Below are 13,049 nucleotides of genomic sequence, written 5' to 3'. Positions count from 1 at the left end.
GGGCTCCTTGACGTGCGGGTGCGGACTTCACGACCGCTGGTAGTGGTGGGGGGATGTGGGTACGGGGGCTGTTGCCCACCGGGCAGATGCAGCGGCCCGGTGGGTCGTCGTGCGGCGCAGGCCGACGCTCAGGCGGTTCCTGACGCGCTTGACACGGCGTCGGCGGCGGCCAGGACGTCGGCGACCAGGTCGGCGGTGTCCTCCGTACCCGCCGCCAGCCGGATCAGTCCGGGCGGGACGGCTTCGGTGAGCTGCTCGTCGCTGAGCATGCCGCGCCACATGGACGCCGGGTGGACGGCGAGGGACTCCACGCCGCCGAGGCTGGCCGAGCGGCGGGGGTAGCGCAGGTGGCCCAGGAAGGCGTCGGCCATGTCGTAGCCGCCGGTGAACTCCATGCTGAGGACTCCGCCGAAGCCGGTCATCTGGGCGGCGGCGAGGGCGTGCTGGGGGTGGGTGTCGAGGCCGGGGTAGTGGACCCGGGTGACGGCCGGATGCCGGGTCAGTGCCTCGGCGAGGGCCAGTCCGTTGTCGTTGTGCCGCGGCACGCGCAGCGGCAGGGTCCGTATGCCGCGCAACAGGAGCCAGGCGTCGATGGGGCCGAGAGTGGCTCCGGTCAGGAGGCTGGTGTCCCAGACGCGGTCCAGGATCGCCGCGGGCCCGGCCAGTACTCCGGCGGAGACGTCGGAGTGGCCGTTGAGGTACTTGGTGGCGCTGTGCCAGACCACGTCGACGCCCAGGTCGGCGGGCCGCTGGTTGAGGGGGGTGGCGAAGGTGTTGTCGGCGAGGGTCAGCACATCGTGCGCACGCGCCAGTTCGGCCACGGCACGCAGGTCGGTGATGTGCAGCAGCGGGTTGGAGGGGGTCTCCACCAGGATCAGCCGGGTCTTGGGGGTGAGCGCCTTCTCGAACGCTTCGGTGTCCCGCTGGTCGACCAGCGTGGTGTCGACGCCCAGCCGGGGCAGCAGGTTGAGCAGGACCGAGGCGGTGCCGCCGTAGGTGGACTGCTGGCCGATGACATGGTCACCGGCGGAGACCAGGGCGAGCACGGCCGTGGTGATCGCCGCCATGCCGGACGAGGTGACCATGGCCGCCTCGGTGTTCTCCAGCTCGGCGACCACGGCGGCGACCTGGGCGTGATTGGGGTTGCCGAAGCGGGTGTAGAAGCCCTCCCCGCGCGGCTCGACGGCACCGGCGGCGAACGTGGCACCGTCGTCGGCGGAGAACGCGGCCGTCTGGTAGATGGGCTGCGCGAGGGCGCGGCTGGGGTGGGTCTCGCGGTCGGCGTGGATGGTGACGGTGCTCGCGCCCGGCATGGCGAAACCTCCTGGATCCGGTGTGTCGTCCCCTCCAGCATGGACGGCACCACCCACCGAACACACACGGAGCGAGCAACTTTGGCACATAATTGCGGACTGGGTCGGCATCCAGTTGTGCTAGCAGCCTCCCTGGCGCAATAATCTGCCCATGGAGGAAGTGGACCGCCTGATCCTGGCCGAGCTGGAACGCAATGGCCGGATCAGCAACAAGGAGCTTGCCGCACGGGTCGGACTGTCACCGTCGCCGTGCCTGCGACGGGTACGGCACCTGGAGGAGAGCGGCGTCATCCGCGGCTACCGCGCCCTGATCGACCCGGCCGCGGTGGGGCGGGGCCTGCGGGTGCTCGCGGGGGTACGGCTGATGCGGCACGTCCGCGCCGAGGTCGTCGCCTTCGAGACCGAGGTGATGAAACTGCCGGAGGTGATCGCCTGCCACCACATCACCGGCAACTTCGACTATCTGTTGCAGGTGGAGGTCGCCGACCTGCCCGCGTACGAGGAGTTCCACGCGAACCAACTGGCCGCGCTGCCCGGCGTGGCCACGGTGAACAGCTTCGTCATCATGAAGACCCTCGACGCCGTGTGACCGTCCAAGGGCGCCGCCACCGGCCCCGCCGTGTGGGCGAATGCAGGGGCTCGCGTTGCCGGAAGGGGAGAAAGACAGCCGCTCTGTGCAGTCCCACGAGCATCCGGGGGCGGTCACCGCACCTCGGCACACGCATCGACAAGCGCGCAAAGCCCAAGGACAAGACGCGCGAAGTGGGGAGCGGGATCCGGACCGGCCCGCATGTGCGGCGCGTCCTGGAGCCACCGCTGCCACAGCCCCTCCGGTCCCTGGAAGCGGCCGGTTCGACCACCTCCAGGGTTCGACTCGACGACCTGAAGAGCGCCCATGACGACGGCCTGGTCGTACCCCAGGTCGGGACGGCGGAGGTATCGGTCGAGGTAGGCGGCGAGGAGTTCGGCGTCCCGATCCGCTCCGAACCCGGCCAGAGCCACGCTGTAAGCCAGACCGACACAGCAGACCTCACTGTCCAGCAGCAGTTCTCCCAGCCGCTCACGGAACTCGGTCCGACGGGAGACGGCCACGAGCCACGCCGCGGTTCTCCGCTCGCGCCACCCACCTTCCAAGAGGGTGGCGATCTCATCCGAGGTGATGACTCCCGCGTCCTCGCCGAGCCGCCGCACGAACCGGTCGTACTCAGGACCCTGCATGTTGAGCAAGCCGCCGCCGAGCTTCAGGTAGCGCCGCTCGGGCGTGACATAGCGGCGTACCAGGGCCAGCAGTTCAGGATCTTCGTGGGCGCGGCGGATCACGGGGCTGATCCTCCCTCCTGGCTATGCGGCGAGGCCACCGCTTTCCTCATGCGCCGCCCTGCCGGAGATGGAGCGAGGCATCGGGACGACCGCGACACCCACGGTGGTGTCCTCGCCACGTCTAGGAGCGGGAGGAACCGGGTGCGCACTCGACGCTGCCCGCCGGCTTTCCCGTCACCTCTCGGATCCCCGCCCCGCTGGCAATCGTGTGGACTGCGAGGACCGAGTCGAGAGGTTCCACGAGCGCTTTCGTGACTACGGCCATGAGCCGCGCGGGCGCGTCACCGTCCAGCAACGCGGTCACGTACTCGATGGCCTCCCCAGGCGAGAACACCGGCAGTCGCTGGCGCAGTGTCCGCACAGCGTGCATACGGCCGCGCGCGGTGGCGACCTCGCGCAGCGCGTCGTGCAGCTCGTCTACGGCGGTGCGTACCGGCAGCCCGCGTATCCGGGCTCGATAGTCGGCTTCCCACGCCCCGATCTTCGCGGAGACGACGCCGATCTGGTGCAGTGTGCCGTCGACCCGGTCGACCAGGTACGGCCCGTTGCCGACCAGCATGAACGCCGGGTTCCGGGTGCGCGCGAACTCCGCCGAGTTCCAGAAGACGATCCACACCAGCTCGTGCTCCTCGACGTCGACCACAACCATCCGGACCGCGCCCACACCCACAGCCAGCCACTGCTGGTAGTCGCGCTCCAGTTGCTCTTCGACGGCCCGAACCGCGGCCTCACGCTCGATCACGCATACAGCATGCCTCGCGGGCTCAATCGGAGGGCGCGTGACCGGGTACCGCATGCCGAGCCACTGTTCGGCGTCCCAGGCATGGAACCGCTCTACTTCGGTGAAGCCCAGTTTTGCCGCGAGGCGCATCGAGCCGGCGTTGGCGGTCTGGGTGGCGAGCGCTACCGGCTCGCCGGGAAGGACGCTGTCGAACCAGTCGAGTGCCGCCGTGCACGCCTCGGTGGCGTATCCGAATCCCCAGGCCCGGGGGAGGAACAGGTAGCCGAGATCGACTTTCCCCGCGGCAGCCGGGCGGCTGTGCGCCGGTGCTCTCCTGAGCAGGATCTGACCGATCATCGACCCGTCGAGGTCTACGGCGAAGCTCCCGGTCCACTGCTCGGGCACCTCGGGCGTCGCGCGCTCCAGCTCGTCACGCGGGCGGGCGCCGCCGAGGTAGGTGTGCACCTCTGGTGAGGCGAGCAGTTCGATGAACGCCGCCCGGTCCCGGGCCTCGGGCTCACGGAGCACGAGCCTCTCGGTCCTGATCGGGGCGGGTGGCCAGGCGACGGGTCCGAGCGCAGTCATGTCGGCCATGCAAGCAGCAGGCTCGGCAGCGATCAAGTCACCGGCGCCCGAGTTCTCGCCCTCATGAGCGGCGCCAACGGCCGACCCGGACCCCGCGTTCCCGTCGAAGTGGCGAGGCCGGCGGCGTCACAACGTGATCGTGCCGCGGATGGCCACGGTCGTCGCGCCGCCCACCCAGACCGTGCCGTCACCGTCGGCGGTCACCTCGATGCTGGCGGCACGTCCCAGGCGGGAGCCCTGGGAGACCCGGTAGGCGGTGGGGGCGGTGCCGGTGGAGATCAGCCACTGGCCGACGCCGGCGTTCATGCTGCCGCACGCGGGGTCCTCCGGTACTCCGACGGCCGGGGCGAAGGTGCGCAGTTCGAAGTCGTGCCCGGCGTTGTCGTCATGGGCGCCGATCGCTCCGGCCATCGCGTCGGGGATGAGGGACAGGTCCGGCTCCAGGGCGAGGACCTCACGGGCGGAGGCCAGCCTGAGTACCGCCCAGCCGGGGCCGTTGTCCACCCACTGGTGGTCCAGGACCTGTTCGCGGGTGATGCCGAACGCCGTGATGAGCCGCTGGAGATATGCCTCGTCCAGCGCGCCGTCCCGTACGCGCGGCGGGGCGGCGAAGGCGAGGGCGTCCTGGTCACGGCGGACGATGACCAGCCCCGCCCCGCATTCCTGGACGATCCGGTCGGCGCGGCGGGGCGTGTGGCCCGCGTCGAGCCAGGCGCGGGCGGAGCCGAGGGTGGGATGTCCGGCGAAGGGCAGTTCGCCGCCGGGGGTGAAGATCCGCAGTCGGTAATCCGCGTCCTCGGTGGTGGGGGGCAGTACGAATGTGGTCTCGGACAGGTTGGTCCAGCGTGCCAGGCCCTGCATGTCCTGCTCGTCCAGGCCGGTGCCGTCCAGGACCACGGCGACCGGATTGCCGTGGAAGGCCAGTGTGGAGAAGACATCGACCTGGGCGAACGCCCGGGTACGCGGCAGGGTCATCAGGTGTCCTTTCGTCAGGCCGCCGCTGCGGCCTCGGGTTCGGAGAGGGGCCCGTCCCCCGGGCCCCGTCGTGGTGTGGCGGCCCGGGAACGCCGGGCCGGGCATGGGGGTCAGGCGATCGACGGTGCGAGGTACTCCAACGCGTATCCGTCGTCGCTGCGGCTGACGCGGCCCACGCCGGGCGAGTCCAGATGGGCTCCGGCGACGAAGTGGCCGGGCTCGGTCAGCCGCTCCAGGAGGGCGCGGCGGGCGCGGCGGGCCTGGGGCTGGTCGCCGTCGAACTCCCAGGACACATCGGGCCGGGTGAACTGGAGCGAGGGCACATGCACGGTGTCGCCCCAGATCAGCAGGGTGCCGGTGCTGCTGGTCGCCTCGTAGACGGTGTGGCCGTCGGTGTGGCCCGGAGTGGGCCGGGCGGTGACCCGCGCGGTGATCGCGGTCGTGCCGGTGACCGGGACGACGCGGTCGGCCACCGGGGTCAGGCGGCCGGTGAAGACGGAGGCGTCCCCCGCGCCGATCCACACACGCTCCAGCGCGGGGAACGCCTGGGTCCCGTCGGGGGCGATGAGCCCGTTGACGTGGTCCTCGTGGTGGTGGGTGATGGCCACGTCGGTGAGGGACGCGCGGTCCACTCCTGCCTCCGCCAAGGCGGTGAGGAGTGACCCCATGGTCGAGTGCCAGGCATTGGAGGCGCCGGTGTCGACCAGGACCGAGCCGCTCTCGCCGCTGATCAGGAAGGCGTTGACGGACAGGCGCAGTTGGCCGTCGACGAGCGGGACCCCGGTGGGCACCTCGTCCAGGACCTCGCCGCGCGCGTCACGCAGCCGGGTCGTGGGCATGTCGACGTAGCCGTCACGCAGCGAGGTGACGGTGAGGTCGCCGAACGCGAAGGTGGTGTGGTGCGGGCCGCTGGAGATGGGGCGCATGGCAACTCCCGTAGGCGGAGGCGGAGGCGTGGTAGACGGGATGTGGGCGCTGTCCTGGTGCAGCAGTGGGGCGGTGATCGCCGTGGTCCAGGTGAGCAGCAGGCTGCGGCGGCCGATGTCGTTCAGGAGGCTTCCTCTCGTCCGGGGGCGGTGGGCGCGATTTGGCGGGGCTCTTCGGCGCGGGCACGGGCGGGAGCGGGGAATGTGTGGTGTGCCCGCGCGGCCACGGCCCCGATGACGGCGAGTGCGGCGACGGCGATACCGAAGGCGGTGGTGCCCGCGGTCAGTCCGGCCGCGTCGCTGAGGTAGCCCGCGGCCACCGGCAGGGTCCCGGCGAGCAGGTATCCCCCGGCGGTCAGCGCCGCGTTCGCCCGCGCGAGGTGCGTGGCGGGCACCACCGCGGCAAGGGTGGACAGCCCGCCCAACTGGGAGGTGCCCTGGCCCAGGCCGGACAGGACGGCGGCCGTCAGCAGCAGCGGTACCGAGGTGAGGGCCACGGCGGTCACCAGTGCCGCCATCGCGACGACGGTGAGGGCGGCGCCCACCTGGAACAGCACCGGGACGCGCAGCCGGCGCACCGCGAACTGCACTCCGGTGGCGGCGGCGAACAACAGGAAGACCAGGCCCCCGGACAGCAGCCGGTTGTCCGTACGCAACAACTGGGCCAGCAAGGCGGGGCCGAGGCTCAGGACGAATCCGGTGGCGGTGATCGCCGGGGCGAACACGGCCAGGCTCACCCACAGGGAACGGCGGTGGGGCCGGGGCACGGACGGCAGCCGCAGCCATCGCCCCTTGGCGGCTGCCGCGTCGGCGCGGATCGGCGGCAGCGGCATCCTCGGAACCAGCAGGAGGGCGCCCAGCAGCAGGAACAGCTGGACGACGAAGACGGTGACCGCCGGGGCGGGGAGCGTCTGGGAGAGGACGCCGGTCAGCAGTGGTCCGACGGCCGCGCCGCCCACCATCGACGCCGAGGCGATCAGACCGGCGAGCCTCTTGTCCCCGTCCGGTGCCAGATCGGAGACGGCGGCCATGCCCGCCGACAGCACCGCGCCCACCGCGATACCGCTGAGCAGCCGGGCAAGCCCGAGCACGGCCACCGAGTGTGCGGTGATGAACAGCGCGGTGGCCACCAGCCCCAGAACGAGACCGGGCAGCAGTACCGGCCGGCGCCCGTACCGGTCGGCCAGTGGCCCGCCGAGGGACAGGCTGACCAGCAGACCGGCGATGTACCCGGCGTAGATCAGCGTCAGCGTGGCCGTGGTGAAGCCGATCTGGTGCTGCCACAGGACGTACAGCGGCGTGGGTTCGTTCGACAGGGCCATGGCCGCGACGACGGGCCAGGCGGCCAGCCACATCCAGCGCCGGGACAGCGCGGAGACGGAGGCGGAGGCAGGGGCTGAGCGCGGGCGGGCTGTCGGCATGGTGTGCTTCCAGGACGAGTCGGGCCGTGCGGTGGGGGGCGGGGGCAGCCTGCGGGGTGCGCGCCTCGGTCCGTATGGCTCGGTGAACGTCAGCAGCTTCATGGCCGCGCCTCCTGATCCCGAACCAGCGACAACCAATCTCCCTATTGGTTGCGAGTCGGTCGGGATTGGCGACATGGGCAGCGTAAAGCGCCCTGTTCTCCCGTGTCCAACGATCGGCGATCGACTAGCATTGGTTGCGATTGGTTTCGCTTGGTTACGACGGGCAGAGAAGGCAGGCATGACACAGCAGACGGGGGCCCGGCGCCCGGCCGACACCACCACCTCCCAGGTGCGCGCCCTGATCGAGGCCGGGCTCCGCGACGGCGACCTCACGCCCGGGAGCCGCCTGCCCACCGAACGGGCCCTCGCCACCGCACTCGGCACCACACGAGCAGCCGTCCGCCAGGGGCTCGCCGCCCTGGAGCGCGAGGGCCTCATCACCCGCCACGTCGGACGCGGCACGTTCATCGCCGCGCCCGCCCGGGAGGACGAGCGGACACTCCAGACCAGCCCTGCCGAGATCATGACCGCACGCCTGCTGATCGAACCGGAGATCGCCTACCTCGCCGCGCACCAGGCGACACCCGCCGACCTCACCGAGATCGGGCGAAGCCTCAGCCGCGGCTGCGCCGCCGGTTCACACGAGGAGTTCGAGTCCTGGGACTCCGTCCTGCACCGCTCGATCGCCCAGGCCGCCCACAACAGCCTTCTGCTGCGCATGTTCGACACCATGAACGCGGCCCGCGACCTGCCCGTCTGGGGCAACATCAAACGCCGCTCGGCCAGCCCCGAACGCCGCGAGCGCTACGAGCACGCCCACGCGCGGATCGTCGAGGCGCTCCACGACCGCGATCCCGAGGCGGCCCGCCAGCACATGCGCGCCCATCTCCTCGACGTCCGCACCAACCTGCTGGGGCCGACCTGACGGGGGGCGAAGTCCCCCAAATCGGACCCCAACTCGGACCCCAACTCCGATCCAGCCCCAACTCCGACCTGGCCCCCACTCGGGCCCCACTCGGGCCCCAGCCCCAGCCGGACGGCCCCCCTTCCGAAGCCGCTCAGCCGATCATCAGCCGACCCCCTCCAAAGCTGCCAACCCTCGCCCCAGCACCCCCTCGAACCCACCCTCATCGTCGCCATCGAGCCACGTCCGCTGCGCTGCGGTGAGACAGCCGAACGCCGCGGCCACCAGGACGCCGAGCGAAGGATCGTCCGCCGCGTACGGCCGCCCGGCGGCGAGGGCACGCTCACGCATGGTGGCCACCACGGTCTCCTGCACACGATGTTGGCGCTCCAGATATCCGGCGAGGAGATGGGGCGTCTCGAAGATCACACGTTGCATGGGCGCGGAGACCGAGTTCTTGTCCGCCGAGTCGATGTGCGGCACCAGCATCTCCAGCATGGCCCGCAAGGAGGTCCAGACCGGCTCGTCGAGCGGGCGGGCGCTCAGTACGTCCAGCATCGCGGCGGCGAGTGTGTCGAACTTCCCCAGAGCCAGATCCTCCTTGGCGGGGAAGTAGCGGAACACGCTGCGCTTCGACATGCCCACGGCCGCGGCGACATCGTCGACCGTGGTCGCCTCGTAGCCGCGCTCGACGAACAGCGAGGCCGCCACCTCCGAGACCTCCCACTGGACGACGGTGCGCTTGCGCTCTCGAAGCGGCGGGATCGGCTTGCTCATGATCTCACCCTATCGCGCACTTCTGACATCTGGTGTTAGATTTGGCACGCGGTGACAGTTTCCCGCTCGTGTGCGGCCCGGAGCCGTCGCGACCCGCAAGAAGGGATCACCCGATGGGATCACCCCGATGAAGAAAGTCGCCTTTGTCACTGGTGCTTCGTCCGGCATCGGAGCAGCGACCGCGTTGCGTCTGAACGACGCCGGATACCAGGTCTACGCGGCGGCGCGGCGTGTCGAGCGCATGGCGTCCCTGGAGGCCGCCGGCATCCACGTACTGAGCCTCGACCTGACCGACCCGGACTCGATCACCGCCGCCGTTCGGACGGTCCTCGCGGACGGGGGGCGGCTCGACCTGCTCGTCAACAACGCCGGCTACGGGTCCTACGGAGCCATCGAGGACGTACCCATGGCCGAAGCGCGTGCCCAGTTCGAGGTCAATGTGTTCGGCCTGGCCGACCTCACACGGCAGGTGATGCCGCAGATGCGCGCACAGCGCGGCGGCACCATCGCCAACATCAGCTCGATGGGCGGAAAGGTCGTGGCCCCCCTGGGCGGCTGGTACCACGCCAGCAAGTTCGCGCTGGAAGCGCTCAGCGACGCCCTCCGCATGGAAGCGCGGCCGTTCGGCATCCATGTGGTCGTCATCGAGCCCGGGTCGGTGCGCAGCGAGTGGGGCCGGGTGGCCGCCGAGCACCTCCGGAGCACCGCCCGCACCAGCCCCTACCGCGCTGTCGCGGAGCGCGTCGCCGATCACTTGGCGGCGAGTTCCGAGCCTGGCTCACGCACCACGTCCGAACCGGAGGTCATCGCGCGGACGGTGGTGCGCGTGGCGCGAGCCACTCGGCCGCGGACCCGCTACCGCACCGGATTCGGCGCGGCACCGCTGGTCTTCCTGCGGTGGCTGCTCCCCGACCGCGCGATCGACTCACTCGTCCGGCGTTCGTTCGGCGTCCATCAAGCGCCCATCCCTACGGCCGACGGCCCGAAGACCGACAATCAAGATCTGGAGACGGAACGTGGCTAGCAGCGATTGGGACCCGACTCAGTTGCCGCCCCAGCGGGGCAAGACCTTTGTCGTGACGGGCGGCACCTCAGGCATCGGGTACTTCATCAGCGAACAACTCGCCGTCGCGGGAGCCCGGATCGTGCTCGCCGCCCGGTCGCCGAAGAAGGCGGACATCGCGGCCCGCTCCCTGCGCACCCACGCCCCCGAGGCGAAGATAGAGGTCGTTCCCCTGGACCTGTCCTCGCTCGCCTCGATCCGCGACGCGGCCGAGACCCTGCGGCAGTTCGCACCACTGGACGGGCTGATCAACAACGCGGGCGTCGCCAGTGGTTCACAAGGGCGCGAAGTCACCCAGGACGGCCTGGAACTCATCGCCGCCTCCAACGCGTTCGGCCCGTTCGCGCTCACCGCCCTCACCCTCCCCTCGCTCCGCCCTGACGGCCGTGTCGTCAGTATGGGCAGCATGGCCACGCAGCTCGTCCGGCTCGATCCGTCGAACCTTCAGAGCGAGAGTGGGCGCTACCGGCCCTTTCGCGCCTACGGCTACTCGAAGCATGGTGTACACGCCTTCGCGTTGGAGTTGCAGCGCAGGCTGAGCGCCGCACAGAGCGGAATCCAGTCCCTGCTGGCCCACCCCGGGAGCGCGATCGACCTCCGGTCCGCGCGACGACCGGGGATCAATGACGGACGCAAGTTCTCCGACTACCTGTCCGCGCTCACCGCCCAGGGAAAGGACCGGGGCGCGTGGCCGATCGTGCGCGCGGCCATCGACCCCAAGGCGGAGGGCGGGCAGTTCTACGGTCCCCGCCGCGGCATGAGGGGTCGTCCCGTCCTCGTGCAGCCCGTCGCCTCCAGCGCGAGCGAGGAGTTCGGGCGGGAGTTCTGGCGACAGGCCGAGGCCGCGACGGGTGTCGTGGTCGATCTCGGCGTGTAGCAGCGACGGCAGGGGCCGATCACCGTACCCGTGGCAGCGGCCATGACCTGCTACTCGATGCCTTCATGGGTTCATCGGGTCATGGCCGGGCTCAAGGCAGTGGCGATCGCGGGGCACTCTTCCAGTGGAAGCGCACCCCGCGATCGGTCTACCCGGGCATGGTCAGGCGAAGGTGATGTTGTCCTTGGCGAATCCGGCGCCGATGACAACGTCCGCGTCCCACGGCATCGCCGCGAACCCACGACCGTTGTGCCACGCCTTCACATCACCGTTGTCCAGCACCGTCACCAGCTCAGAACGGCCATCACCGTCCAGGTCCGCGAAGTGCACGTTGCCCTTCGCGAATCCCTGACCGATCACCACATCGCCGTCCCACGGCATCGCCGCGAACCCACGACCGTTGTGCCACGCCTTCACATCACCGTTGTCCAGCACCGTCACCAGCTCAGAACGGCCATCACCATCCAGATCGGCGAAGTGCACGTTGCCCTTCGCGAAACCCTGACCGATCACCACATCGCCGTCCCACGGCATCGCCGCGAACCCACGACCGTTGTGCCAGGCTTTTACGTCGCCGTTGTCCTGCACGGTGATCAGCTCCGAGCGGCCATCACCGTCCAGGTCGGCGAAGTGCACATTGCCCTTCGCGAAACCCTGACCGATGACAACGTCCGCGTCCCACGGCATCGCCGCGAACCCGCCGCCGTTGTGCCACGCCTTCACATCACCGTTGTCCAGCACCGTGATCAGCTCAGAACGACCGTCACCGTCCAGGTCGGCGAAATGCGCGTTGCCCCTCGCGAAACCCTGACCGACGACGACATCCGCGTCCCACGGCATCGCCGCGAACCCACCGCCGTTGCGCCACGCCTTCACATCACCGTTGTCCAGCACCGTCACCAGCTCAGAACGGCTGTCACCCGAGAGCGAGGCGCCCTGCGCGGCACCCGTCCACAGGTGGTTCGCTATGACGACGGCGTCGGCGGCCTGGACACCGTACCGATAGCGGTATTCGGCGGCGGGGCGTTGCACGTCGGCCGCGACATCTCCGATGGGGGCGGTGTTCCAGGACCCGCCCGGATAGAACCTCTCCATGGTGTCGAGGAACTTGTGGGTCGCGATGACGGGATCGGTGCGCTCGGCGAAGCTGCCCCAGCTCGCCCGTTGCTGGTAGAGGCCGACCGAGTCGCGGTCGCCGCCGTCCAGGTTGCGCACACCCGTCTCCACGATGACGGTCGCGATGGCGATGGCGCCCGCTCGCGGATTGAGGCCGCGCGCCTTGACCGTCTCGATGATCGCCCTCGCGCACGAGGCCGTGTACGCGTTCATGTTGCCTCGCATGGCGTTGCGTAGCTGCGGGTTGAGGGCCGCCGCGTTCGCGGTGTCCTGGGCCGTCGGACCGCCCGCCACACACGGCAGGGAGTTCCAGTTCACGGCCGCCACTCCCCAGGGGCGCCCGGTCGCGATGTCATCAGGGTCGCCGACAGCGGCGGCGGGGAGGGCGGCGGTGGAGAGGAGGAGGACCGTGATCGCGGTCACCACGGTGCGCTTGGTCTTCTTGCTGGTCGTCTTCGCGTAGGAAGGCATGAGTCTGCTCCGATTCCGGACAGTGAAGGAGAGGGGTGCGGTCGGGCCGCGCCGAGCCGTTGCGGCGCGGCCCGTTGTGCCTGGATCAGGCGAAGGTGACGTTGCCCTTGGCGAATCCGGTGCCGATGACGACGTCCGCGTCCCACGGCATCGCCGCGAACCCACGACCGTTGTGCCAGGCCTTCACATCACCGTTGTCCTGCACCGTCACCAGCTCAGAACGGCCATCACCATCCAGGTCCGCGAAATGCACATTGCCCCTCGCGAAACCCTGACCGATCACCACATCGCCGTCCCACGGCATCGCCGCGAACCCACGACCGTTGTGCCAGGCCTTTACGTCACCGTTGTCCTGCACGGTGATCAGCTCCGAGCGGCCATCACCGTCCAGATCGGCGAAGTGCACGTTGCCCTTCGCGAAACCCTGACCGATCACCACATCCCCGTCCCACGGCATCGCCGCGAACCCACGACCGTTGTGCCAGGCCTTTACGTCACCGTTGTCCTGCACGGTGATCAGCTCCGAGCGGCCATCACC

General features: G+C 70.1%; 13 protein-coding genes and 1 pseudogene. 4 read left to right on the top strand and 10 right to left on the bottom strand.

From position 1 onward, the window contains the following. Window positions 1–128 precede the first annotated feature (128 nt). Complete coding sequence (locus AB0D49_RS28465) at window positions 129–1,313, bottom strand: aminotransferase class I/II-fold pyridoxal phosphate-dependent enzyme (protein ID WP_362762485.1); 1,185 nt, start codon at window positions 1,311–1,313, stop codon at window positions 129–131. A 151-nt stretch (window positions 1,314–1,464) separates the two neighbouring features. On the opposite strand from AB0D49_RS28465, the gene AB0D49_RS28460 reads away from it, so the two are divergent. Further along, window positions 1,465–1,902 (top strand): Lrp/AsnC family transcriptional regulator, encoded by a 438-nt coding sequence (locus AB0D49_RS28460; RefSeq protein ID WP_362762483.1) that lies wholly within the window; start codon window positions 1,465–1,467, stop codon window positions 1,900–1,902. A gap of 113 nt (window positions 1,903–2,015) precedes the next feature. On the opposite strand, the gene AB0D49_RS28455 is transcribed toward AB0D49_RS28460, so the two are convergent. From AB0D49_RS28455 to AB0D49_RS28430, 6 genes and pseudogenes are all read right to left on the bottom strand, one after another. Beyond that, a complete protein-coding gene (locus AB0D49_RS28455) occupies window positions 2,016–2,633 on the bottom strand; it encodes a DUF6000 family protein (RefSeq protein WP_362762481.1) in 618 nt (205 codons plus the stop codon). A 121-nt stretch (window positions 2,634–2,754) separates the two neighbouring features. After that, entirely contained in the window at window positions 2,755–3,429 is a 675-nt protein-coding gene (locus AB0D49_RS28450; protein ID WP_362762717.1) for a YrhB domain-containing protein, read from the bottom strand. After that, window positions 3,412–3,939, bottom strand: a pseudogene (locus tag AB0D49_RS28445) (GNAT family N-acetyltransferase); the annotation flags it as partial. The pseudogene AB0D49_RS28445 and the gene AB0D49_RS28450, both read right to left, overlap by 18 nt. Before the next feature lie 126 nt (window positions 3,940–4,065). Next, window positions 4,066–4,914 (bottom strand): PhzF family phenazine biosynthesis protein, encoded by an 849-nt coding sequence (locus tag AB0D49_RS28440; protein ID WP_362762479.1) that lies wholly within the window; start codon window positions 4,912–4,914, stop codon window positions 4,066–4,068. Window positions 4,915–5,024: 110 nt separating this feature from the next. Next, window positions 5,025–5,840, bottom strand: a complete 816-nt coding sequence (locus AB0D49_RS28435) for an MBL fold metallo-hydrolase (protein WP_362762477.1) — start codon at window positions 5,838–5,840, stop codon at window positions 5,025–5,027. A gap of 122 nt (window positions 5,841–5,962) precedes the next feature. Beyond that, window positions 5,963–7,195, bottom strand: coding sequence for an MFS transporter (locus AB0D49_RS28430; RefSeq protein ID WP_362762715.1), 1,233 nt, complete (start codon window positions 7,193–7,195; stop codon window positions 5,963–5,965). Between the two features lie 346 nt (window positions 7,196–7,541). Here AB0D49_RS28430 and AB0D49_RS28425 point away from each other — a divergent pair, with 346 nt between their 5' ends. Further along, window positions 7,542–8,228: an FCD domain-containing protein gene (locus AB0D49_RS28425; protein ID WP_362762475.1), complete on the top strand. Its 687-nt coding sequence runs from the start codon at window positions 7,542–7,544 to the stop codon at window positions 8,226–8,228. A 144-nt stretch (window positions 8,229–8,372) separates the two neighbouring features. Here AB0D49_RS28425 and AB0D49_RS28420 read toward each other — a convergent pair whose 3' ends face one another. Then, window positions 8,373–8,984, bottom strand: coding sequence for a TetR/AcrR family transcriptional regulator (locus AB0D49_RS28420; RefSeq protein WP_362762473.1), 612 nt, complete (start codon window positions 8,982–8,984; stop codon window positions 8,373–8,375). 127 nt (window positions 8,985–9,111) lie between these two features. On the opposite strand from AB0D49_RS28420, the gene AB0D49_RS28415 reads away from it, so the two are divergent. Together AB0D49_RS28415 and AB0D49_RS28410 are read left to right on the top strand one after the other, a co-directional pair. Beyond that, window positions 9,112–10,008 (top strand): oxidoreductase, encoded by an 897-nt coding sequence (locus tag AB0D49_RS28415; RefSeq protein ID WP_362762471.1) that lies wholly within the window; start codon window positions 9,112–9,114, stop codon window positions 10,006–10,008. After that, complete coding sequence (locus AB0D49_RS28410; protein WP_362762469.1) at window positions 10,001–10,924, top strand: SDR family NAD(P)-dependent oxidoreductase; 924 nt, start codon at window positions 10,001–10,003, stop codon at window positions 10,922–10,924. Before AB0D49_RS28415 ends, AB0D49_RS28410 begins: the two co-directional genes overlap by 8 nt. A 162-nt stretch (window positions 10,925–11,086) precedes the next feature. On the opposite strand, the gene AB0D49_RS28405 is transcribed toward AB0D49_RS28410, so the two are convergent. Next, window positions 11,087–12,511, bottom strand: a complete 1,425-nt coding sequence (locus AB0D49_RS28405; RefSeq protein WP_362762467.1) for a VCBS repeat-containing protein — start codon at window positions 12,509–12,511, stop codon at window positions 11,087–11,089. Between the two features lie 85 nt (window positions 12,512–12,596). Beyond that, window positions 12,597–13,049: VCBS repeat-containing protein (locus tag AB0D49_RS28400; RefSeq protein WP_362762466.1), on the bottom strand; the 453-nt coding region annotated here is incomplete at its 5' end.

It is taken from the genome of Streptomyces sp. NPDC048290 (genome assembly GCF_040652095.1).
Taxonomy (GTDB): Bacteria; Actinomycetota; Actinomycetes; order Streptomycetales; family Streptomycetaceae; genus Streptomyces.
The sequence above is the reverse complement of the archived record's forward strand: the minus strand, read 5'-3'. Positions and strand labels throughout refer to the sequence as shown.

What these genes read in the sequence shown, in the direction of transcription:
- AB0D49_RS28465 (WP_362762485.1), bottom strand. Translation starts at nt 1,313, where the DNA reads ATGCCGGGCGCGAGCACCGTCACCATCCACGCCGACCGCGAGACCCAC.
- AB0D49_RS28460 (WP_362762483.1), top strand. Translation starts at nt 1,465, where the DNA reads ATGGAGGAAGTGGACCGCCTGATCCTGGCCGAGCTGGAACGCAATGGC.
- AB0D49_RS28450 (WP_362762717.1), bottom strand. Translation starts at nt 3,429, where the DNA reads ATGCGGTACCCGGTCACGCGCCCTCCGATTGAGCCCGCGAGGCATGCT.
- AB0D49_RS28440 (WP_362762479.1), bottom strand. Translation starts at nt 4,914, where the DNA reads ATGACCCTGCCGCGTACCCGGGCGTTCGCCCAGGTCGATGTCTTCTCC.
- AB0D49_RS28435 (WP_362762477.1), bottom strand. Translation starts at nt 5,840, where the DNA reads ATGCGCCCCATCTCCAGCGGCCCGCACCACACCACCTTCGCGTTCGGC.
- AB0D49_RS28430 (WP_362762715.1), bottom strand. Translation starts at nt 7,195, where the DNA reads ATGTGGCTGGCCGCCTGGCCCGTCGTCGCGGCCATGGCCCTGTCGAAC.
- AB0D49_RS28425 (WP_362762475.1), top strand. Translation starts at nt 7,542, where the DNA reads ATGACACAGCAGACGGGGGCCCGGCGCCCGGCCGACACCACCACCTCC.
- AB0D49_RS28420 (WP_362762473.1), bottom strand. Translation starts at nt 8,984, where the DNA reads ATGAGCAAGCCGATCCCGCCGCTTCGAGAGCGCAAGCGCACCGTCGTC.
- AB0D49_RS28415 (WP_362762471.1), top strand. Translation starts at nt 9,112, where the DNA reads ATGAAGAAAGTCGCCTTTGTCACTGGTGCTTCGTCCGGCATCGGAGCA.
- AB0D49_RS28405 (WP_362762467.1), bottom strand. Translation starts at nt 12,511, where the DNA reads ATGCCTTCCTACGCGAAGACGACCAGCAAGAAGACCAAGCGCACCGTG.